The sequence below is a fragment of the Prolixibacter bellariivorans ATCC BAA-1284 genome (assembly GCF_000621705.1).
In the GTDB taxonomy this organism is placed as follows: domain Bacteria; phylum Bacteroidota; class Bacteroidia; order Bacteroidales; family Prolixibacteraceae; genus Prolixibacter; species Prolixibacter bellariivorans.
In genome coordinates this window covers 288,821-310,897 of record NZ_JHXO01000005.1, presented here as the reverse complement: position 1 = coordinate 310,897, position 22,077 = coordinate 288,821, and the positions used below count along the sequence as shown (strand labels likewise).

Below are 22,077 nucleotides of genomic sequence, written 5' to 3'. Positions count from 1 at the left end.
GGTGAGTAGTTATTAAAACAATTATAAGTGCCAATAAATAAGTTTTAGGAAAGAAAAAAGACATAAGAAGAGATCCGATTTCTTCCTTTCGACCTTCCACATCCGTTCCCATCCGTGGATAATCCTCCGCGTTCTCTGCGGAAACCTATTCTCTATGCACTTTTCGACTCTTCACCCACTCTCCTCATCTCCCGTTCTCCATTTTCTTCGCCTTGGCCACTTTACTCTTTCTCCCATTCTCCGTTTCTCTCCTTCTCCCCCGCTCCCCATAGCAACGATCATCGATGGCTATAAATGAATGCAATACGCGTTAATCCATCAACGAAAGCAACCCCGAAGCACCAATCATTTTCAATTCTCAACTATCCATTTTCAATTTCAAACACGCCTTCTCATAATCAACGTCGAAACTCAACAACGTCAATCTGTGAAAAAATCCATAAAATTCTGTCCCTTCAGGCAACCTTTTCCAACCCGGGAGCATCATTTATGGAGATGCACACAATGAAAACCCAACTACTACGTTAAAGTTAAGTATGAATTAAAGTTGAAGTAATACGGGGTATAGAGCAGATTGTCTACATTTGTGCTGCATTTAACCTCAAACTTAGAAAGAAGACATGCCAGAATTCATTTACGTGATACTGAGTTTCGGACTTTCGCTGCTGATTGCCGTCAGGAGCATTCCGACCATCATCAGTGTCGCCCATCAAAAACACCTGTTCGACGAACCGAACGGGCGTTCAGCTGCTACACAGGTGGTCCCTACCCTCGGAGGAATTGCCATCTTCCTGGGATTTGTGTTGAGTGTGACCATTGCCGGAAACGGCTTTGTAATGCCCGGGTTGAAATACATCATTGCAGCAGTTATCATCATGTTTTTTGTGGGTTTGAAAGACGATATCCTGAATGTGTCGCCCTGGAAAAAGCTGGTAGCGCAGATGACGTCAGCCTTCATGCTGATTGTTTTGGCGGATATCCGTTTTACCAATCTTCATGGATTCATGGGAATTCACGAGATAAGTTATACCGTTAGTCTGTTACTTTCCGGTTTTGTGATGATCGTGTTCATCAACTCGTTCAACCTGATTGATGGCATCGACGGCCTCGCTTCCGGCATCAGTATCATTGCAGCCGGGGTATTGGGCGTATGGTTCTACCTGGCAGGAAACATAGAATACACCATCCTGTCCTTCTCCCTTATCGGTGCCTTAAGCGGATTCTTCTGGTTCAATGTCTATGGTAAGAAAAATAAGATATTCATGGGCGATACCGGTTCTCTCATTCTCGGGACCATCATGTCGGTGCTGGTGATTCAGTTCAACGAACTGAACATCATACAGACCCGCCCATTTGCCATTGCTTCGGCTCCGGCGGTTTCATTTGGCATCCTTATCTACCCGTTGTTCGATACCATTCGGGTATTTGCCATTCGAATCTACCAGCGACGCTCACCATTTTCACCCGACAAAAATCACATTCATCATAGGTTACTGGCAATGGGCATGTCACACAAACAAGCCACCCTCACCCTGATGGCTGTTACAGCAGTTTATCTGGTTCCGGTATTTTTGCTTCAGGGAATCGGAATATGGGGATTGATGGCAGTGAATTTTGTTTTTGCCATGGGCTCGGTTATGCTACTGGGACGACACCTCCAGGTAAAACAGCTCATCCGCAAGGATGACCCCTTCCAGCAGATATTAATCCCCCGCCACAACGAACGCCTGATTGATATGCCTAGTCTGGAAAGGCAGGATAAGAAACCTGCTCCTGTGCGACGCGGACTCGTCAGAGCATTGAGCCAACTCGATAAGATTAGTTTCTGGTAAAAAAGATTTAATGATATTTAGAAAAGCTCTCCTCTCACAAATGAAGGGCTTTTTGTGTATCAATCGCCAGTCGCTCCCTAGGGTGAACACAAACATCAAAAAGGTTAAAGAAAATCACCAGTGAAAATTGAACAATGAAAAAATTCAAAATCTGACTTCTGGCATCTAATATCCTTCAACTTTAACATTTTTCCAACAATAGAAACAACAGAAACATTTTTAACCACAAAAATTAATTTGAAACAATTCCAGCAGCAATCAGCTATAAATCAAGCATCGAAGCCCCAAAATATGCTGCAGAATTATTTTGTTTACAAAAATATTCATTTAACTTTGCACAGATTATAATTAAGACAGACACCAACAGTTCTTATTATAATAATATTTAACCTCAAAAAATGAATACATTGAAGGAAGTCATTTATTTGTTTGTCACCTTCATCATGGCCGCCGGATTAACCTATTTTTCCATTCCGACCTTAATTAAGGTAGCCCGATTGAAGCACCTCTATGACGAACCCAATCATCGCTCCGCTGCGACGACGATTGTTCCCACATTGGGTGGCGTTGCCATTTATGTCGGTTTTATCATTAGCATGATTATCGGCAGCAACGGTTTTATGTTTTCCGAAATCAAGTACATCATTGCGGCATTAACCATTATGCTGTTCATTGGTTTGAAGGATGATATTGTTGAAATGGCGCCAAAGAAAAAACTGCTTGGCCAGGTTTTAGCTGCACTCATCGTGATCATTCTGGGCAATATCCGGTTCACCAGTTTGCACGGATTTCTAAGCATCTATGAAATCCCGTTCCTGGTAAGTGTACCCCTGACATTATTTGTCATGATTGTCCTGATTAACGCGCTCAATCTGATTGACGGCATCGATGGACTGGCTTCGGGAATCACCATCCTGACGTCGGCAACATTTGGCGGCTGGTTTTTTGCTACCGGCCATTATGCCTACGCGATAACCGCTTTTGCGCTGGCCGGATCGCTGACCTCCTTCTTCTGGTTCAACGTATTCGGAAAAGAGAATAAGATATTTATGGGGGACACGGGTTCTCTCATTCTGGGAATGATTATGTCGGTTCTGGTTATCCAGTTCAACGAATTTAATATCGGGTTATCCGGAATCCATGCCTTCAGGGGGGCGCCGGCTGTTTCCATCGGAATCATGATTATCCCGTTGATCGATACGCTGCGGGTATTCGTATTGCGCATTCTTCGCGGTACTTCGCCTTTCACGGCCGACCGGAACCACATTCATCACAAGCTCCTCGATTTAGGTATGAGTCACCTGCAGGCTACATTAACAATTCTGACGGTTAACCTGGGATTCATTGTTTTAAGCATCTCGTTACAAAACGTCCCGGTAGGAAAAGCATTTATGATTATTGCCCCGTTGGCCGTTCTAATGTCCAGTCTCCCGTCGTACCTGTTGCGCCGCAAAAAAATCCGCGAGACCGCTTTACGTACTTATCCGGATTGAGAACAGACATTTAGACAGACTATAGAATAAAGACATTAGATATTTCAAAAGCAAAGCTGGGTTCGAATAGCCCGGCTTTGCTTTTCTGATCAATATACAACCTCGCATCCAGACCTTAAACATTACAACAACAGATACAACCTAAAACCACTCTTAACACTTAAAACTCTCCTAACAACAGAAACTTTTTTAATAACAGAAACCACAGAAACAATGAGCCCCATCTAACGTCTGGGGTCTGCTATCTTTTTTATTACCTTCGCGAGAACAAAAAACAGACAGTAACATGCAAATCAAGATAGGAGACCGCGTACGGTTTTTAAACGATGTAGGCGGCGGTAAGGTAACATCCATTATCAACCCCAACATGGTGAATGTGGAAACGGAAGACGGCTTTGAGTTACCAACCCTGGTGACCGAACTGGTTGTAGTGAGCGGCGGCGACACCTACGGAATACCCGACGAGGCTTCCGAAAAGAATACGGCAGTCGAGACGACCAAAGCAACGAAAGCAACTCCCGAAGAAGAGGAGGAAGAAATCGAACCGGAATTCGTTGGGTTCGCCGAAATCAACCAGGTGGAAGGAAATGATCAGCCACACTTTATATTCGCTGTAGTACCCGAAGATGCCAACAACGCAGTAGGGGCAGGTATTACGCTTTATCTGATCAATGATTGCAATTACTCCGTTTTGTACCAATTTGCCTATCGTCGCGACCAAAATTACGAAACCCGCGACAGTGGTACCCTCGAGCCCAATACCCGCATTCAGCTGGAACAACTTACGCAGGCCGATTTAAGTGACCTTCCGGCTTTCTGTTTCCAACTGCTTTACTTCCGGAAACATGCGACATCGATGGAAGCGCCGGTACAAAAGGAAATTACCCTCAACCCGGTAAAGTTTTACAAACAGAACTCCTTTTCAAAAAACGACTACTTCCGGAACCCCGCCATGACTTTCTCACTGGTAACCGACCCGCTCACAGCCGAGCTTGAAAAGTTATCCGACAAGGAATTCAAGAAAATAGTCAGGGAAAAAGAAAAACCGGCCCAAAAGAAGATGCAACCAGTAAGTCTGCCGAATCAGGATCTGGTGGAAATCGATTTACATATCCAGGAACTGCTCGACAATATCAGTGGTCTGTCAAACGCCGATATGCTGAAGGTACAGATGGATACCTTCCGGGAAGAGATGGCCAAAGCCATTGATTTAGGCGTTAAAAAGATTGTTTTTATCCATGGAGTGGGCAATGGCGTACTGAAGAACGAATTGCGCCGCGAGTTGCAACGTAAGTACCGTAAATACTCCTTTCAGGATGCCTCTTTCCAGGAATACGGATTCGGTGCCACCATGGTGAACCTGAAACGATGAATACGAGAAATTTTGAATGTTGAATTACAGTCAAAACACGGGTAACGTAATTTTGACTTCTTTGCAGTCATTTTTTTGACGACCTCAGTTTACGCAAACCCGGTTGTTTGGCACTTCGATGTTATGTGTAAACCTGGGAATGAAGAACTTTTTTGCGCAATTTGTGCTGAAGCGAACTCACTAAAATGAATTCCAGCTAGACTCCATAATGCAAAATGGATAATTCAGCACTCAAAATTTCCCGTTAGCTCTCCGTTTCTCCCAATCTCAACTTCTCCCTCTCCTATACAGTTCTCGAAATAATTCAGTATTTTCGCCCCGTCGCAGACCGTTCTATCGCGTTCCTTTCGGGGAATGAGGAAAGTCCGGGCAACACAGGGCGCCATGCTTCCTAACGGGAAGGCGGGTGTAAGCTTGCAGCAGTGTAACAGAAAATAACCGCTGTTCCGGATTTCGGTTCGAAACAGTAAGGGTGAAAAGGCGGGGTAAAAGCCCACCGGTATCTGTGGCAACACAGGTAGCCGTACGCCTCATGGGTTGTAAGGCCAAATATACTGTGAGTCCACAAGGACACAGTGCGGCCCGCGCTGGTTCCGGTTCGCCGGATATCGCAGGGGGTAGGCTGCTCGAGGCTGCCGGTGACGGTAGTCCCAGATAAATGATAGAAGCCTTGCTTCGGTAAGGTACAGAACCCGGCTTACAGGTCTGCGATTTTTTATTTATTAGACAACAGACACCTGAGGAAAGAAAAAAGACAGTTCATGCCACATGCATTCGATAAACTGGAAGTTTGGAAACGCAGCTTCAATTTAACATTGAGGATTTATCTGGAATTTGAAAAGTATCCAATTTACGCACTGCGTGAACAAATTCTTCGCTCATCCCTTTCCATTCCCAGTAACATTGCTGAAGGTGCAGAACGGAGTTCCAACAAGGATTTTATTCGTTTTTTGCATATAGCCAAAGGTTCATCGGCAGAATTACGTACGCAACTTATGCTTGTTGAAAAGTTGAACAATCATTCTTCAAAAACGGTCACTGAAATGATTAAGGAGTTAAATGAAATTTCTTCCATGCTTCATGGCTTAATCGAAAGACTGAAACAACAATTATGATACTTTGTCCAATGTTTCTCATCTAATATCTGGAGTCTATCATCTAAAATCTTATTCATGAAAATGATAAAGAAAATCGAGGCATCTCAAAACAAAACCTCAAAGCAATAATCGAGGAGCATTGCCCCCTTCTCTTAAAACTTAAAACATAACACTTAACACTCATTTTTAATGAAATATTTCGCCACCATCATCCTGCTGAGCATTAGTTCGGTGTTATTTGCCCAAAAAACCGGGTTCACGCCGGATTTTAATACGTCCTTCAGCAGTTATGCCTCTTCGGGCGACGACCTACCCTTTTGGATGACTGCCAATCAAAATGGGGTGTTCACCATGCAGAACAATACATACCAGTTGCTGCAAGTCGGACTGACAAGAAGTCTGGAACGTGACTCTACCAAAACCTGGGGATATATGTACGGAGCCAATTTGGTATATGGCTATGCCGGCGCTTCCGACTTTCAGGTCAATCAATACTGGGCTGGATTGCGATACAAGTGGCTGGTATTGCGGGCAGGTGCCAAACCGGAACCAATTCAGGATGCCGGACTTTCTTCCACCAATGGCAACATGTACTGGTCCAATAATTCACGCCCGCTGCCGGGAGTTACCCTCTCGACCGATGGCTTCATTCCGTTTTTCTTCTGGAAGAACTGGTTCTCGTTTAAGGCCGAATACCAGGAAAATTTCCTTCGCGATGACCGCTATGTAATGGACAGTCATTTCCATCACAAAAAACTTTATTTACGGGCGCAATTACCTAAAGACTGGCGCATCACAGCTGGATTGGACCACAACGTATTCTGGGGAGGTACTTCCCCCCATTATGGACAATTGCCTGGTATGAAAGACTACTTCAGGTACATTCTGGGCATGTCTGGAAGCACAATTGCCCCGGAAACCGACATTTTAAATGCCGAAGGCAATACACTTGGGATGTACAGCTTGGAAATCAGGAAGAGCTATGCGAATATGTCACTCGCATTCTATTACAACCATCCTTTTGAAGACCGATCCGGCCTGGAAATGGCCAACCTGCGTGACGGTTTGTGGGGCCTGCATTATGCCAACACCAACCGAAAAGCATTCCTCACCGACGCCGTCGTCGAATACATGAATACCCGCAACCAAAGTGGCTCTTTTCATTTAATGCCCGATCCGACACCAACCGATCCGAATCGTCGTCATGGGCGTGGACGAGACAATTATTTCAATCACAGCGTTTACAGATCGGGATATGTGTACGAGAACCGCATGATGGGAACACCGTTCTTCATTCCCTCCATCAACAGCGAAGGAATCTCAACCGGTTTTCGCAGCACAAGAATGTGGATGCAGCATTTTGGGCTGAAAGGAAATCTATGCACTCATTTTACCTGGAAAACCATGCTATCGTGGTCACGCAATTTTGGACGATATAATGCTCCCTATCCGTCGCCGTTGAATGAATTCTCTTTTCTGGCGGAAAGCCGGTACCGCAGCAGCAAATTACCATTCGATGTGAAATTCGGTCTGGCTGGCGATTATGGCGACCGTTTTCAAAACCGAATCGGTGCATTTGCCGGAATTCACTTCTCATTCTAATCGTTCAATCATTCACCTAAATCAGGATTTCCCGTTTTTATGGTTCAGGCAAAGAATCTTCAAAATATCTCCGTACAGGAGTTCACCTACGAGTTACCCGACGAACGCATTGCCAAATATCCGTTGGAAGAACGCGATCAATCGCAATTGCTCATTTGGAACAGGGGAGAAATCTCGGATGACACTTTCCGTAATCTTTCGGCCCATTTACCGGAAAATTCGCTGTTGGTATTCAACAACACCCGGGTCATCCGCGCGCGATTGCATTTCCGAAAACAGACCGGCGCCCGTATCGAGATATTTTGCCTGGAACCCACCACGCCTGCTGATTATGCGCTTTCCTTTACGCAAACAGAGCGATGCCGTTGGAAGTGCATTGTGGGCAACCTGAAGAAGTGGAAGGGAGAAATACTGGAAGAGACACTGGAACTGGATAACCAACCGGTAAAATTCCGCGCCGAAAGAATTGGCGAGGCAGGCAATGCGCAGGAAATTGAATTTTCATGGGATAACCTGACCTTCACTTTCTCAGAATTACTGGAAGCTACCGGAAATATTCCCATTCCTCCCTACCTGCACCGTGAATCGGAAGAGAGCGACCTGACCCGTTACCAAACGGTTTATTCCCGTATCAAAGGCTCGGTTGCTGCGCCAACAGCAGGTTTGCACTTCACCGAAAGAGTATTCGATTCGCTATCGGGAAAAAATATCGAACGGGCCGAGCTTACGCTTCATGTCGGTGCCGGCACCTTTCAACCAGTCAAATCGGACACCATCGGAGGTCACGAAATGCATACGGAGCATATCCTGGTCGAGAAAACGTTCATTGAGAAACTTCGTGATAAACTGGACTCGGTAATTGCCGTAGGAACCACTTCCATCCGCACACTGGAGAGTCTGTACTGGATTGGGAAAAAACTGACAGAAAATCCGGACCTGAGTGAAAAGGAATTACTGGTAGCCCAATGGGAACCTTATCAGGAAGAAAATCATCTTCCCTCGCCCGAAGAGGCCTTGTCAGCAGTGATTGACTACCTCGCTAGCAACAACATGGATAAACTGAATACGGCCACACAGATTATTATCCTGCCGGGATACGAGTTTCGCATCGTCAGGGGAATGATTACCAACTTCCACCAGCCGCAAAGCACCTTGTTGCTGCTCATCTCAGCTTTTCTGGGCGACGACTGGAAGCGTGTCTACCAACATGCACTGGACAGCAACTACCGGTTCCTCAGCTATGGCGATTCGAATTTATATATCAAATAAGTACGAAAACTCCAACCGTTAGAGTTTAGACGATTCCAAGTTCCATTGGATACCCATGAAACGGGGCGTCAACAAAAGAAACCGCGAAGCTCAACCAGAAACTTGCAACCTGAAATCTCTTAAAACTTATTTTTACCCTTTCGGGACTTTTTCTCCGGGAAAACGTGACGCATATTCCACCCAAAAACTCTTGACCTCCGATTTCATCTCCTTCCGGAGCAATAAAATACCAATCAGGTTGGGAATAGTCATCATGGCTATGGTAATACCGGAAAATGTCCAGACGATGGTCGTATCGACAAAAGACGCGAGGAAAAAGCCGATAACGTACACAATCCGGTAATAAATAACCGTATGTACGCCGAAAAGATAGGTCATCGCCCGGCCGCCATAATATGACCAAGAAATAGCCGTAGAAAAGGCAAACAACAGCAGCCCGATAGACACAATGTAACTACCGTACTTGCCGAACCAACTTTTCGTGAAGGCCACCGTTGTTAACGGCGCACTGTGCAATAGCGATCTTCCTTCGAGGTAATAATCCTCCAGCTCAGGAATCTTCCCGTCATCTACCTCTATTTTCCCATTATACGGTTCATTGTCCCGCGTGTAGACTTTCACATGATCGGCAATGGAACGTGCATGAATGATGGTCAGATTATTCTGGATGACACCATCTTTCACCGTCAGGTTACCGGTAAAACGAGGAAACTCAGGATTATCGCTTAACCCGTTCATATCTTTTCGCAATGCTTTTATTTCCGCAGCATTATGCTGATCGACCGGGTTAGCCAATATTTCCAGATCAGCCGCCTGAAAACGGTTCTCATATTTCTTGTTCCACACGCCTGATGACAACAATACCAGTCCGGTGAGCGAACAGATAATGATGGTGTCAATAAACGGTTCCAGCAACGCAACCAACCCTTCCGATACCGGCTCGTGTGCACGGGCAGCGGCGTGGGCAATCGGGGCTGACCCCTGACCAGCCTCGTTCGAAAACAATCCCCGGTTTACTCCCCGGTTAAAGGCAAACGAAAAGCCTGCTCCCAGGAATCCGCCAACAGCAGCCGTTCCGGAAAATACATCGTGGAAGATGGAAATAAAAGACGGGATAATATTTTCGTAGTTATACAAAATAACCGCAAAAGCCCCAACAAAATAGATGAGTGCCATGGCTGGTACCAGCTTGGATGTAACCTTGGCAATTCGCTTGATACCACCAATGATTACCAATCCGAGTAAAACAGCCAGAATAGCCCCTGATAATATTTTATTGATTCCCCAGGTGGCAAACAGTGAATTGGAGATACTGTTTATCTGTGGTAAACTTCCGGTTCCAAATGAAGAAAGAATGGTGGCAATGGCAAAAATCACCGCGAGCCACCGCATGTTTAGCCGGTTTTTCATGTAATACATCGGTCCGCCGGCAATACTGCCATCCGATGCTTTTTCACGGTATTTATGCGATAAGGTAACCTCCACAAACTTGGTCGTCATACCCAGCATCGCGGTCACCAGCATCCAGAATAGGGCGGCTGGTCCTCCCAGGTGAATAGCCAAAGCTACACCGGCAATGTTTCCTGTTCCAACAGTTCCCGAAAGTGCAGTTGTTAATGCCTGAAAATGGGAGGTATCTCCCTCATCACCTTCTTTATCGAATTTCCCCCGAACAATGCGAAGGGAATGTTTCAAATATCGGAATTGGGGAAATTTCAGGTAAATGGTAAAAAAGACACCGGTTCCCAACAGCAAAAAAACAAACCATTGCGAACCGCCTACATAACTGTCAATTAGGGAAAGAATATCGTTCAGTTTTTCCATGAAACAGGTTTTAGGGTTAAGCGACAGCTTCCAAAAATAGAAATATTAAGACGGAATCAAAGATTAAGTCTTGATTAATCCGCCCATTCAATAGCCACATCACACGAAAAGTCACAATCTGTTAACATCAAGGAAGAAATATCGTACAATGAGTTTTTAAACGCTGAAATATCTTCCCGACCCTCAATATTTTGGGGGGATTCCGGTAGAATAGAGTAAAACGGAAGATTAACACGTGAACATCGATTCCTTTACAAAAAATCCTTACTTTTGGTAAGGATTCCGGCTGGTCCGGTCAATTTGAATTTTAATCAATCAAATTCAGATACTATGTTACCAAAGTTTCTATTTGCTGATAACTCACAGGTGTTACCTGATAATGTCTTTATTGTCCACACCGAACAACCCCGGTTTATCGTTGAATGCGACATTGAAGGTTTCTGGACCAACCAGGAAATTTACTGGCTCGATGACAAACCGGAAAGCGATGAATTGATTTCTGAATTGCTCGACCAGGCAGCCGACTTTATGGAGATGGAGCTGGAAAACCAGGAGCGGCTGTATGACGAAGAAGAGGATGATGACTAAATATTCTAATCATGCAAACCGAATCACCTAAACGACTGATACGATCGAGAACCGATCGAATGATTGCCGGCGTTTGCGGAGGGTTAGCCGAATATTTCGATCTGGATGTTAGTATCATCCGGATTTTGTTCGTGGTGTTAACCATCTTCACCGCAGGATTTCCCGGTATTCTGGTATACATCATTATGTGGATTGTGGTACCGGAACAATAATCCTTCTTCTTACCTGCAGTTTTTCACTTCATGTTAATGGAGCAGGAATTGTTCTGTTCTGTCTAAATTGATCATTTTTTCGTTCCGGACAATCGTTCCTGTACACATTCCGGAACCACTTCCCATTAAAGAACACATTGCCAACCTATTGACTTTCTCAAATAGATTCCTTAATTTTCATTAAGTAAACTAACCGAAATTAATTGTATTACTGAGCACCTCCCCCTTATCACCCGGATCAGTAATCATCATAACTATCTCTTACAGAAAACATACAGGGGAGTGTTCACCCTTCACGGGAAAAATACACCCTGAATTTCGTGCGTTCAAGAAAAATGAAACCAATCAAAACCCAAATACAATTAACCAATCTTAAAACGTAAAATTATGAAACGACTTTTTACTCTAATCTTTTCCCTGTTGATCTGCATGTCGCTTTCAGCCATTGCTGATGAAGGCGGCGGAAACAATGGCAACAACGGAAATAATTCCGGTCAACAACAGGGTAACAATGGAAATGGTAACCAGGGCAACTCTGGCAATCAGGGAAACCAAGGTAATAGTGGCAACCATGAAAATGGTGAAGAAGGTGAAGACGAAGGTGGTGAGCACGAAGGAGGCTCCGGAGGCAATCACGACGGCGGAAGTGGTGGCTCCGGTGGTCATGAAGAAGGCGAAGAAGGTGGCGGACAAGGCAACAATTATGCCTACGTCATGCAAATTGGAGTCAACAACCATGCACTCATCAACCAGGAAGAGGTGCATAATGGTCTTGCTTCCATCGTTATCAACGGAAACGACAACGATGCCTACATCATGCAAAAAGGCAATGGTGGCATCGCCGGTTCGTCCTACGAAACCACAACCGATCCCTGTCATGGCTTTTCCGTCATCCTACCTAACGGAGATCCGTCGGGATGGAGTTCCACACAATGCCTGAACAACATCGAGCTGGCCTGCGGGAACGAATTGGTTATCACACCAGCAAGTTTTTCGTTTGCACTGATAGCCCCGGGAATACACATCAATGGCGATAAGAACAAAGCCATGATTGAACAACGGGGAAAAACCGGAACAGCGGGAATTCTGATTACCGGCGACAAAAACATGGCAAAAATTGACCAGCGGGGTAATTCCGGGCAGGCCTATATCAACATTACTTCAGGTGATTTGCATGGTAACGTAAGAGGTTTGATCGCATACATTTCACAACGAGGTAAAACCAACTTTGCTTACAGTATCCTGAAGGGTGTTTCAAATGACCCGACCATCAAAGCCGGAGCAATCATCCTGCAGGAAGGTAATTCCAACAACGCGTTGCAGTATTCCGAAGGGGATAATATTCAACTGGGAATTGAGCAAAATGGTAGTACCAACATTGCCCGGCAGGTCAATAAAGGTGACTACACATTCATGGGCATTAAACAAAGCGGCAGTCAAAATATTGCCATTGAAATGTCCACAGGGAACTATAACAAAAGCTATATCTATCAGGATGGAAGCCGGAATGAAGCGCTGATTCTGCAGGGTAGACCTAATGTTGCCGGCGTAATAATTCCGACGATAACCATGAATTAATGCGATGCAAGGAATAAGCTAAACAGTCTTGCAAATTTTAAATATCGTAATTTGGGTGAGGAGAGGCAGATCTGGCGGTCTGCCTCTTATTTTGAACTAGTAATCTCCTGCTTTTTGCCTATCTGTCAGCTTGTTTAAGCGAAAGAGAAATGCGCTTCCGCGGAATATCGACCTCCAATACTTTCACCATCACATGCTGGTGCAATTTCACCACCTCATTCGGATCACTGATAAACCGGTCGGCCAGTTCACTGATGTGCACCAAGCCATCCTGTTTCACCCCAACATCCACAAAGCAACCAAACTTCGTCATGTTAGTCACGATACCCGGAAGCACCATTCCCGGCTGCAAATCATTAATGGAGAAAATACCATCGGCAAATTCAAAGACCTTGATTCCGGAACGCGGATCTCGTCCTGGCTTAGCCAATTCAGCGATAATATCAGTTAGCGTGGGCAATCCCACCTCATCGTTCACGTATCGGTTTAAATCTATCGATTTCCTTAGCTCCTCACTCGCCACCAAATCGGTTACCTGCTTGCCCAGGTCTTTCGCCATTTTTTGCACCAACGAATATCGCTCCGGGTGTACAGCCGAGTTGTCCAGCGGATTCGCAGCGTCCGGGATACGCAGGAAACCGGCACCTTGTTCGTATGCTTTGGGGCCCATCCGGGGAACGGTCTTCAACGCTTCACGCGAAGCAAACGGTCCGTTTTCCTTCCGGTAATCGACAATATTCTGCGCCAGCGTAGCCCCCAAACCGGAAACGTAAGTCAGCAAATGTTTGCTGGCGGTATTCACATTCACACCCACCAGGTTCACACACGACTCCACCACCGAATCCAGACTTTTCTGCAATTGCTTTTGGTCAACATCGTGCTGGTACTGCCCCACTCCAATGGATTTCGGCTCAATCTTCACCAACTCGGCCAGCGGGTCCATCAAACGACGACCGATGGATACCGAACCACGAACCGTCACATCATATTGCGGAAACTCTTCACGCGCCACTTTCGATGCGGAATAAATGGAGGCACCATCTTCACTGACGACAAAAACCTGCAAATCGCGATCATAGTGGGTATTCTTCACGAAATGCTCTGTTTCGCGGCTGGCAGTTCCGTTTCCAATGGCAATAGCTTCAATTTTATAGGTACTGACCAATGCTGAGAGTTTCTTTTTCGATTGTTTCACTTCCGATTGTGGCGGATGCGGATAAATCGTTTCGTTGTGCAACAGATTTCCCTGCGCATCGAGGCAAACCACCTTGCAACCGGTCCGGTATCCCGGGTCAACCGCCAGCACGCGTTTTTGTCCAAGCGGTGCAGAAAGCAACAATTGGCGCAGGTTCTCAGCAAATACATTAATCGCTTCTGTATCGGCTTCCTCTTTCGAGGAATTAAAGAATTCGGTTTCGATGGAGGGTGCCAGCAAACGTTTATAGCTATCCTTCACCGCAAGAGAAACCTGATCGGCGCTGGCATTACGTCCTTTTACAAAAAGCCGCTCCAAACGCTCCATTACACGGTCTTCATCGGGTGAAATGCTCAGTTTCAGAAATCCTTCCTTCTCTCCACGACGCATAGCCAGCATCCGGTGCGACGGACAGCGTTTCAGAGGTTCTTCCCACTCAAAATAATCCCGGTATTTGATACCGTCCTCCGCCTTGCCTTTCACCAAACGGGAACGAATCACGCCATCCCGCGCGAAAATATTCCGTACAATGTTCCGGGCTGCGGGATTCTCGTTCACCCATTCAGCGATGATATCACGGGCTCCAGCCAACGCGTCCTCAACGGTAGGGACTTCATCCGATAGGAAGCGCCCGGCACGTCCTTCCGGATCGTTCTCAAACTGCTTCATCACAATCTTCGCCAGCGGCTCAAGTCCTTTTTCCCGCGCAATGGTGGCACGTGTCCGACGCTTGGGTTTATAAGGCAGATAAATGTCTTCCAACTCATTCGGATCGAGGCATTGCTCAATTTTCTGCTGAAGTTCCGGAGTTAATTGTTCCTGCTCCTCAATGGTTTTCAGAATGGTCGCCTTACGTTTATCCAGCTCGACCAACTTCTCCATTTCCTCCTTGATGTTACCAACAGCTACTTCATCCAGGCTATTGGTCGCTTCTTTTCGGTAACGGGAAATAAACGGAACCGTAGCCCCTTCTTCGAGCAATGAAACGGTATTTCGAACCTGACGTTCACTGATATTCAGCCTTTCGGCGATAATATGATTGAATTTCGTATCCATTTAGATTGAATTAAGGAACCCAAATTTACTGAAAACAGAAGGGATTTCCGCACGATAGTTTTCCACAACAGTCCTATTTCATCGCAAAGAACAATTCCGGTTCACCGAAAAAAAACAACGACTCATGGAGAGGATTCTCCCACCCGGCTTCTTTTTCTTTTTTTCGCGTGATTCCGGTCGTTACTTTGAGTAAACCATTGAAAAAGAAGCCATGAAAAAATCAAACTTTATTTATCAATTCAGCACCATGATGCTAATGCTTACTTTCGGTTCAGGACAGCATGTAATAGCACAGCCGTTAACCGAAAACTTGGCCGGAACATATAATCTGGCAGCTCAGCGCACCGCTAAAGTGCAGTATTTTCATATGAAAACTGTGTTAACAAACCGTGCGCCGGACGGCAAGGAAACCGGAAGAGAGACGTATATACTCGACCTGAAATGCGAACCTTCAGGATTAACCGGGAAAAACGGAGATACCTACACCTGTTTGCAGTTTGCCGTTCAAAAGGACAGTAATCAAATCGTCACTATTCCGGCGCTGAAAGGATGGACATACCTTTTCAATCCAACGGAAGGTTCTGACAATAAAGGCCAGGTACTGGGCATTGACCATGCAAAGTTTGAAAATCTAACCGACGCTAACGGTCAAGCATTGGCGGCCAATCAATCGTACTTTGTGTACAACACATTCATCGATTTTCATTCGTTTTGCGATGTGTTTGGAGGTCCATCTCCGGCAGGGAAAAGCATCGGGGATTTGCATAAAATCAATGACAAAATTGTCCATTATGCAGCCCATTCTCAACCACCGGTCGATTTGGGCAGTACTGTGGGCAAAGGCTCTACATTCACCAACGGGGAAATCACGTTAACCTTCAAAGGCCTGTCAAAAGAAAAAGATACGCCGCTGGCATTGGTCGGGTTCGATTCAGGCGACAGCCACTTCGTGATGAACATGGAACCAGCTCCCGGCTTTGCGATAAAAACCCGCGGAAGCTCGCACTACTGGGGTGATTTGTACGTCAACCTGAAAACCCACTGGATTAGCCATGTCGAGATGGAAGAAGTGGTGGTAGCCCAGACCAAACTTCCGGCTCCGCACGATCCCGTATCATCAGTCACTGTTCGTCATTCCGTTATACGGAACATTGCCAAACCGGAAATTCTCTCAGCCAAATAATTTGTAACTTTTAGCCGGATGAAACGATTGCAAGCCATTCGATTCATCCGGCTAACAAAACCAACAAAGCCATGAAACGCCAGTATAAAAGAAGTTTTTTCCGCCCTGATACGCTGGGATACCACATCAAGTTGATATCCGTATCCGCTGCACTCATTCTCATAGTATCCCTGTTGCAAAGCTCACCAGTATTTTCCGAGGGACATATCGTCGGATTCATTTTGATACTGCTGCAGGTCGAATTCTTTACATGGCTAGGAGTTAGCCTTTTCCGTTCTCTTCCCGGAGAATCAGGCAAAGATGTAACCCGCAAAATACTGAAGCGTTTTATCTGGTTCTACTTGATCTGTTTCGTTGCTGCCGCCATCATTTTCACACTGGTAACGGCTGGATTATTTCTTTGGCACGGAGATTCCCTCAGTGGATTGTTTCCACATCTTATTCATCAGGAATTGAAAGGTTGGTTAATTGGAACCAACTTCGGATTGCTGGGCGGTACCCTTATCTTCTTTTATATCCAGTGGAATGATGCCATGAAACGTGAACAGAAATTAAGAGAGGAAAATCTCATTTTTCAGAATCAGACGTTGAAGAATCAGGTCAATCCACATTTTCTGTTCAATAGTCTGAACACCTTATCTTCATTGGTCAATACCAATCCGGAGCTGGCCGAACAATTTACCGATAAACTGGCTCAAATCTATCGCTACATCCTCGAAAACAGCTCCAAAGACACTGTATCATTGAGTGAAGAGCTGGCGTTTATCGAGGATTACTTTTACCTGCACAAAATTCGCGATGAGAATAAAATAGATCTGAACATCAATATTCCGGATACGGACGGACACACCATTCTTCCGGTTTCTCTGCAATTACTCATCGAAAATGCGCTGAAACACAATATGGCCACCCGCGAAAATCCTCTGCAAATAAACCTGGTATTGGAGGACAAATCGATTGCTGTATCAAATAATAAACAGCCCATGGCCACACTTCCGCATTCGGTGGGCACGGGCTTAAAGAATCTTGCGGAACGAGTCCGGCTTTCAACCGGAAAAGAGTTAATCATTGAAGATAACCGGGAAACCTTCACTGTAAAAATACCTTTGATGCAATGAACGTATTATTAGTAGAAGATGAGAAGCCGGCGGCACAGAAAATGACCCGGCTACTAAAACAGACGGCTCCTGATGCTGATTTGGTCGCGATAACCGAAACCGTGGAAGAAACGGTGAATTGGCTGCAGGAGCGCGGTGAACCTGATTTAATCCTGATGGACATTCATCTTGATGATGGGCTATGCTTCGAAATCTTTGATACAGTCAAAGTAACCGCTCCGGTAATTTTCACCACGGCCTACGACGAGTATGCCATCCGGGCATTCAAAGTCAACAGCATCGATTACTTGCTAAAACCAGTCAACCAGAAAGATCTGGAAAAAGCGCTGTCCAAGTACCGCGCTATCCATGAGAAACACAATCATGGACAGGCAGAATATCAACATCTTTTACAGGAATTTTCACCGGCATACAAATCACGTTTCCTGCTGAAAATCGGGAATCGATACAAATCGGTATCCGTCAACCAGATTAAGTATATCTTCAGCAGAGAAGGAAACGTTTTTCTGCAAAGCATCGACGGACAGGCATTCGCATTGGAATTTTCACTCGACCATGTTCAAAAGCTGCTCGATCCTTCGGAATTCTTCCGGATTAACCGCAATTGTCTGATTCACATTAATAGCGTAGAAGAGATGATTGCTTATTCTTCTAGCCGTTTGCAATTGCGCATTACGGACGAAAAACCACAGGAAATGTTCGTGGTAAGCCGTGATCGTGTTCCGGAATTTAAGCGGTGGATGGATAGGTAGGCAGGAAAAATCTGATATCTTCGTGAGAAGATTATTCACCACAAAAAATCATATCATGAAGAATCCTATCGCATCCATTATCATTTTTGCCATCATCGGCCTGGTGCTGGGTTATTTGATTTTCGGGCGTATTTCAGGCGAATATGTTGATATCAGCACCATATTCCACGGTTCATCAGGTGCGCTGGAGTCGTTTGGACGCAAACTGGCCGGAATTACGAAAATGCGCCAGAACATCCTGATTACCGGAGGTGTCGGAGCCATTGTCGGATACGTTATCTACCTGATTCGCAAGAAATAAATTTGCTGACAACTGTTGGCAAAAGATAAATTTACCAACCGCCCTGAAGGCCCTCCTTCAGGGCTTTTTGATATTGTTCCAGATTGAATTTGTACAAATACGGCGCCTTATGCGCACCTCCTTTACGTCGCTCTTCCAATCTGTCGAGAATTCCGTAACCCAGCATCTTCCGCTGAAAGTTTCTTCGGTCGAGCGTTTTGCCCAGAATGGTTTCATACAACCTTTGCAGCTCCGGCATCGTAAATTTTTCCGGAAGCAGATTATACCCGATGGGTTGGAAATTCAATTGGCGTCGCATGGTTTCCAGTGCCGACTCAATAATTTTATTGTGATCGAGGATTAGTTCTCCTACATTTTGCAAGTCGAACCATTCACACACTTCCGAATCCCAATTGCTTGACGGAATTGCGTCCTCATAATTTACCAGCGCATAAAATCCCACCGAGATGAAACGTTGCGTTAACCAGTTATTCTTCTTTACCTCGATTCCTTCGCTTCGCATCAACTCCAGAAATTTCTCCGTATTGGACCGATGGATATCACTGAATACATGAAACTGCCGAAGAAATATATTATTTAGCCCTGTGCGTTCCCTCAAAACACGGTCGGCAGCTTCCTCCATGGTCTCCTCCTTTCGGACAAAACCTCCGGGCAACGCCCACCGATCATCATGACGGATTTTCACCAGCAAAACTTTAAGCTGGTTGGCATGAAAACCAAAAATGACAGAATCGATTGAAATATGCGCCATATAGTGCTCATCTCCTCGATTGACAAACTCATACATTTCCTGTTTTTGATCCATCATGAAAATTTTACTGCAAATAAAATCAATTTTTTGTTTCAGTTTCGAATGAAATTAAATATCATTGTGTCAGTAAAACACATTGATAAATGTAAACATTTTCGCGACCACGAAAAAACAGTACTTAAAATTATCTGGCAGAGGCTGATTTAATATCAGAGCAGAGCAAACCTTACCTGTGATGCTTTACCACGAACTAGTTAAAAGGTGTTGTACCGGCTAAAGATAGACCTGTAAATAAACGATAAAACTTAAGAACCTATGAAACATTTTCACAAACATTTGCTGCTTGGAGCACTCTTGTTGATGCTCTCATCCCATTGGGTGAATGCTCAGGAACCGAAGCTGGGTGAAGAGCCCATCTCGAAAGTTATTTCGGCAATGACGCTACAACAAAAAGCCGAGCTGGTGATCGGTACCGGAATGCATTTCGAAATTCCCGATTCCATCAAAGCAAAATTACCCGGAGGAGGAGAAAATTCTCCTTTCTTCCAGGCCCCTGATACAACGCTGGGAAAAGCCTACAATCAAATGTTGGACGAACTGCAAAAAATTGTTCCCGGTGCTGCCGGACATACAGCTATGTTCCCTGAATTCAACATCTCAACCATGGTATTAACTGACGGTCCTGCCGGTTTGCGCATTCAGCCCAAACGCAAAGGAACCGACCAAACTTATTACTGTACGGCTTTCCCTATTGCCACCTTACTGGCTTCAACATGGGACAAAGACCTGGTGACAAAAGTAGGCGAAGCAATGGGTAACGAAGTATTGGAATATGGCTCCGATGTATTACTGGCTCCGGGAATGAATATACAGCGCAATCCGCTTTGCGGCCGTAACTTCGAATATTATTCGGAAGATCCTTTTGTTACCGGACAAATGGCAGCCTCTATGGTGAAAGGTATTCAGTCGGAAGGCGTGGGGACATCCATCAAGCACTTTGTAGCCAATAACCAGGAAACCAACCGGCTTTCAGTAAATACCATTGTCAGTGAGCGGGCACTTCGCGAAATTTATCTCGAAGGATTCAGGATTGCTGTAGAAGAAGCCAATCCATGGACCGTGATGTCATCCTACAACAAAGTCAATGGAACCTACACTTCTGAGAGTGGCGACCTGCTGACCAAAATTTTGCGCGACGATTGGGGATTCAAAGGTTATGTTATGACTGACTGGACTGGCGGAAGCGATGTGATTGCACAAATGGAAGCCGGCAATGATCTGATTCAACCTGGAAATCCGAAACAGATTCACGAAATTATTGATGCCGTAAAATCCGGAAAGCTGGATGAAAAAGTACTGGATCGAAACATCGCCCGTATCCTGAAAGTATTGATGATGACACCCGATTTCAAAGGTTTTCATCATACGGACAAACCTGATTTGAAAGCACACGCTGCCATCACCCGGAAAGCTGCTACCGACGGAATGATATTGTTGAAGAACAATAACTCAGCTCTTCCTTTCGCAGGAAACGTAAAAAATGTAGCTGCATTTGGAAATACTTCCTACGAAATGATTACCGGCGGAACCGGAAGTGGTGATGTAAACGAAGCTTACACCATTTCACTGACCGATGGCCTTAAAAACGACGGCTATATCACCGATGCGTCCTTGAAAGGTACTTACGAATCTTATATCAAGGATGAAAGAGCTCATCAGCCAAAACCGAAGAACATCCTGGCTGCCATGATGGGCGTCAAGATGCCGGTTGCAGAAATGAATGTAACACCCGAGCTAGCCAAAGACATGGCCGCCAAAACGGATGTGGCACTGATAACCATTGGCCGTAATTCCGGTGAAGGTAGTGACCGCTCTGCTGGTCCCGGTGATTTTGAGTTGACAAACACCGAAAAAACGATGATTAAAAACGTAACCGACGCTTATCATGCTGCCGGCAAAAAAGCCATCGTTATTCTGAATATTGGTGGCGTAATCGAAACAGCCAGCTGGCGCGACATTCCGGATGCTATTTTGCTAGCATGGCAACCCGGACAGGAATCAGGCAACTCCATTGCTGATGTATTGAGCGGTAAAGCCAATCCGTCCGGAAAACTTGCCGTTACTTTCCCAATGAAATACGCTGATGTGCCTTCTTCCGACAATTTCCCTGGCCACGCCATAAAAAGTGACAAGCCAGCGGATAACAAAGCTGATGGTTCGGGTTTCTCCTTCATGCGCCGCGTGCCGTGGGAAGTAACCTATCACGATGGTATTTATGTAGGTTATCGGTATTATGATGCATTTAACGTGAAACCGGCTTATGAATTCGGTTACGGACTATCCTACACCACATTCGAATACAGTAACCTGAAACTAAGTTCCGATAAATTTGACGGACAGCTGACTGTTACCGTGGATGTAAAAAACACCGGGAAAGTAGCCGGACAAGAAGCTGTTCAGCTTTACCTGAGCGCCCCTAAAGGCACCATTGCAAAACCAGTGAAAGAGCTGAAGGATTTCGGTAAAACGAGATCGCTGAAACCGGGAGAATCGCAAACACTTACGTTCAAACTCAGCCCACGGAGTCTGGCATCGTTCCACACCGATTCATCGGAATGGATTGCTGACGCAGGAACCTATAAAGTTGAGATTGGTGCCTCGTCACGGAACATCCGCTTAGACGATACGTTCAGTCTTGATAAGACGCTGATGGTGAAAAAAGTGACGAAAGCTTTAGCACCAGCAGCTCCGGTTAAAGAAATTAAACCGAATTAAATTTTAGGTAAATCGATTGGTAGTTCAAGGTATTTCCCTGAGTATCTCTTACCGGGGAACGCCTTTTCTCCAAATGATT

Annotated in this window: 17 protein-coding genes and 1 other RNA gene; 15 read left to right on the top strand and 3 right to left on the bottom strand. The window is 45.3% G+C overall.

Going from position 1 to position 22,077, the window contains the following annotated elements; genetic code table 11:
• The first annotated feature begins 620 nt into the window (after window positions 1-620).
• The 7 genes from T426_RS22730 (at window position 621) to T426_RS0104450 (ending at window position 8,665) form a co-directional block, all read left to right on the top strand.
• On the top strand, window positions 621-1,832 hold the full coding sequence (locus T426_RS22730; RefSeq protein WP_051568935.1) for a glycosyltransferase family 4 protein: 1,212 nt from the start codon (window positions 621-623) through the stop codon (window positions 1,830-1,832).
• A gap of 398 nt (window positions 1,833-2,230) precedes the next feature.
• Window positions 2,231-3,325 carry a glycosyltransferase family 4 protein gene (locus T426_RS22725; protein ID WP_025864290.1) on the top strand — a complete coding sequence of 365 codons (1,095 nt, stop codon included), beginning with the start codon at window positions 2,231-2,233 and terminating at the stop codon, window positions 3,323-3,325.
• A 286-nt stretch (window positions 3,326-3,611) separates the two neighbouring features.
• Window positions 3,612-4,697, top strand: a complete 1,086-nt coding sequence (locus tag T426_RS0104465; protein ID WP_025864289.1) for a Smr/MutS family protein — start codon at window positions 3,612-3,614, stop codon at window positions 4,695-4,697.
• Window positions 4,698-5,017: 320 nt separating this feature from the next.
• Window positions 5,018-5,413: RNase P RNA component class A (gene rnpB / locus T426_RS24975), an RNA gene on the top strand.
• A 45-nt stretch (window positions 5,414-5,458) separates the two neighbouring features.
• On the top strand, window positions 5,459-5,812 hold the full coding sequence (locus T426_RS0104460; RefSeq protein ID WP_025864288.1) for a four helix bundle protein: 354 nt from the start codon (window positions 5,459-5,461) through the stop codon (window positions 5,810-5,812).
• A 171-nt stretch (window positions 5,813-5,983) separates the two neighbouring features.
• Window positions 5,984-7,396 (top strand): capsule assembly Wzi family protein, encoded by a 1,413-nt coding sequence (locus tag T426_RS0104455; RefSeq protein WP_025864287.1) that lies wholly within the window; start codon window positions 5,984-5,986, stop codon window positions 7,394-7,396.
• Between the two features lie 39 nt (window positions 7,397-7,435).
• Entirely contained in the window at window positions 7,436-8,665 is a 1,230-nt protein-coding gene (locus tag T426_RS0104450) for an S-adenosylmethionine:tRNA ribosyltransferase-isomerase (protein WP_025864286.1), read from the top strand.
• A 132-nt stretch (window positions 8,666-8,797) separates the two neighbouring features.
• Here the strand turns inward: T426_RS0104450 and T426_RS0104445 are convergent, their stop codons facing one another.
• Window positions 8,798-10,489, bottom strand: a complete 1,692-nt coding sequence (locus tag T426_RS0104445) for an alanine/glycine:cation symporter family protein (protein ID WP_025864285.1) — start codon at window positions 10,487-10,489, stop codon at window positions 8,798-8,800.
• 330 nt (window positions 10,490-10,819) lie between these two features.
• On the opposite strand from T426_RS0104445, the gene T426_RS0104440 reads away from it, so the two are divergent.
• From T426_RS0104440 to T426_RS24940, 3 genes are all read left to right on the top strand, one after another.
• Entirely contained in the window at window positions 10,820-11,077 is a 258-nt protein-coding gene (locus T426_RS0104440) for a hypothetical protein (protein WP_025864284.1), read from the top strand.
• 11 nt (window positions 11,078-11,088) lie between these two features.
• On the top strand, window positions 11,089-11,289 hold the full coding sequence (locus T426_RS0104435; protein ID WP_025864283.1) for a PspC domain-containing protein: 201 nt from the start codon (window positions 11,089-11,091) through the stop codon (window positions 11,287-11,289).
• A 387-nt stretch (window positions 11,290-11,676) separates the two neighbouring features.
• The gene (locus tag T426_RS24940; RefSeq protein WP_027585335.1) at window positions 11,677-12,867 is read left to right on the top strand and encodes a hypothetical protein; all 1,191 of its coding nucleotides are present in this window, start codon (window positions 11,677-11,679) and stop codon (window positions 12,865-12,867) included.
• A gap of 118 nt (window positions 12,868-12,985) precedes the next feature.
• On the opposite strand, the gene T426_RS0104425 is transcribed toward T426_RS24940, so the two are convergent.
• Window positions 12,986-15,118 carry a Tex family protein gene (locus tag T426_RS0104425; RefSeq protein WP_027585334.1) on the bottom strand — a complete coding sequence of 711 codons (2,133 nt, stop codon included), beginning with the start codon at window positions 15,116-15,118 and terminating at the stop codon, window positions 12,986-12,988.
• A 211-nt stretch (window positions 15,119-15,329) separates the two neighbouring features.
• Between T426_RS0104425 and T426_RS0104420 the strand changes: the two genes are divergently transcribed.
• The 4 genes from T426_RS0104420 to T426_RS0104405 all read left to right on the top strand — a co-directional run bounded on the left by T426_RS0104420 (window position 15,330) and on the right by T426_RS0104405 (window position 18,472).
• The gene (locus T426_RS0104420) at window positions 15,330-16,301 is read left to right on the top strand and encodes a hypothetical protein (protein ID WP_025864281.1); all 972 of its coding nucleotides are present in this window, start codon (window positions 15,330-15,332) and stop codon (window positions 16,299-16,301) included.
• 71 nt (window positions 16,302-16,372) lie between these two features.
• Window positions 16,373-17,419, top strand: coding sequence for a sensor histidine kinase (locus T426_RS24935; protein ID WP_025864280.1), 1,047 nt, complete (start codon window positions 16,373-16,375; stop codon window positions 17,417-17,419).
• A complete protein-coding gene (locus tag T426_RS0104410; protein ID WP_025864279.1) occupies window positions 17,416-18,171 on the top strand; it encodes a LytR/AlgR family response regulator transcription factor in 756 nt (251 codons plus the stop codon). The genes T426_RS24935 and T426_RS0104410 overlap by 4 nt, the downstream gene beginning before the upstream one ends.
• A 55-nt stretch (window positions 18,172-18,226) precedes the next feature.
• Entirely contained in the window at window positions 18,227-18,472 is a 246-nt protein-coding gene (locus T426_RS0104405; RefSeq protein WP_025864278.1) for a hypothetical protein, read from the top strand.
• A gap of 31 nt (window positions 18,473-18,503) precedes the next feature.
• Here the strand turns inward: T426_RS0104405 and T426_RS0104400 are convergent, their stop codons facing one another.
• Window positions 18,504-19,280, bottom strand: coding sequence for an NUDIX hydrolase (locus tag T426_RS0104400; RefSeq protein WP_244957740.1), 777 nt, complete (start codon window positions 19,278-19,280; stop codon window positions 18,504-18,506).
• Window positions 19,281-19,538: 258 nt separating this feature from the next.
• Between T426_RS0104400 and T426_RS0104395 the strand changes: the two genes are divergently transcribed.
• Window positions 19,539-21,998 (top strand): glycoside hydrolase family 3 C-terminal domain-containing protein, encoded by a 2,460-nt coding sequence (locus T426_RS0104395; protein ID WP_025864276.1) that lies wholly within the window; start codon window positions 19,539-19,541, stop codon window positions 21,996-21,998.
• Window positions 21,999-22,077: the final 79 nt, after the last annotated feature.

What these genes read in the sequence shown, in the direction of transcription:
- T426_RS22730 (WP_051568935.1), top strand. Translation starts at nt 621, where the DNA reads ATGCCAGAATTCATTTACGTGATACTGAGTTTCGGACTTTCGCTGCTG.
- T426_RS22725 (WP_025864290.1), top strand. Translation starts at nt 2,231, where the DNA reads ATGAATACATTGAAGGAAGTCATTTATTTGTTTGTCACCTTCATCATG.
- T426_RS0104465 (WP_025864289.1), top strand. Translation starts at nt 3,612, where the DNA reads ATGCAAATCAAGATAGGAGACCGCGTACGGTTTTTAAACGATGTAGGC.
- T426_RS0104460 (WP_025864288.1), top strand. Translation starts at nt 5,459, where the DNA reads ATGCCACATGCATTCGATAAACTGGAAGTTTGGAAACGCAGCTTCAAT.
- T426_RS0104455 (WP_025864287.1), top strand. Translation starts at nt 5,984, where the DNA reads ATGAAATATTTCGCCACCATCATCCTGCTGAGCATTAGTTCGGTGTTA.
- T426_RS0104450 (WP_025864286.1), top strand. Translation starts at nt 7,436, where the DNA reads ATGGTTCAGGCAAAGAATCTTCAAAATATCTCCGTACAGGAGTTCACC.
- T426_RS0104445 (WP_025864285.1), bottom strand. Translation starts at nt 10,489, where the DNA reads ATGGAAAAACTGAACGATATTCTTTCCCTAATTGACAGTTATGTAGGC.
- T426_RS0104440 (WP_025864284.1), top strand. Translation starts at nt 10,820, where the DNA reads ATGTTACCAAAGTTTCTATTTGCTGATAACTCACAGGTGTTACCTGAT.
- T426_RS0104435 (WP_025864283.1), top strand. Translation starts at nt 11,089, where the DNA reads ATGCAAACCGAATCACCTAAACGACTGATACGATCGAGAACCGATCGA.
- T426_RS24940 (WP_027585335.1), top strand. Translation starts at nt 11,677, where the DNA reads ATGAAACGACTTTTTACTCTAATCTTTTCCCTGTTGATCTGCATGTCG.
- T426_RS0104425 (WP_027585334.1), bottom strand. Translation starts at nt 15,118, where the DNA reads ATGGATACGAAATTCAATCATATTATCGCCGAAAGGCTGAATATCAGT.
- T426_RS0104420 (WP_025864281.1), top strand. Translation starts at nt 15,330, where the DNA reads ATGAAAAAATCAAACTTTATTTATCAATTCAGCACCATGATGCTAATG.
- T426_RS24935 (WP_025864280.1), top strand. Translation starts at nt 16,373, where the DNA reads ATGAAACGCCAGTATAAAAGAAGTTTTTTCCGCCCTGATACGCTGGGA.
- T426_RS0104410 (WP_025864279.1), top strand. Translation starts at nt 17,416, where the DNA reads ATGAACGTATTATTAGTAGAAGATGAGAAGCCGGCGGCACAGAAAATG.
- T426_RS0104405 (WP_025864278.1), top strand. Translation starts at nt 18,227, where the DNA reads ATGAAGAATCCTATCGCATCCATTATCATTTTTGCCATCATCGGCCTG.
- T426_RS0104400 (WP_244957740.1), bottom strand. Translation starts at nt 19,280, where the DNA reads ATGATGGATCAAAAACAGGAAATGTATGAGTTTGTCAATCGAGGAGAT.
- T426_RS0104395 (WP_025864276.1), top strand. Translation starts at nt 19,539, where the DNA reads ATGAAACATTTTCACAAACATTTGCTGCTTGGAGCACTCTTGTTGATG.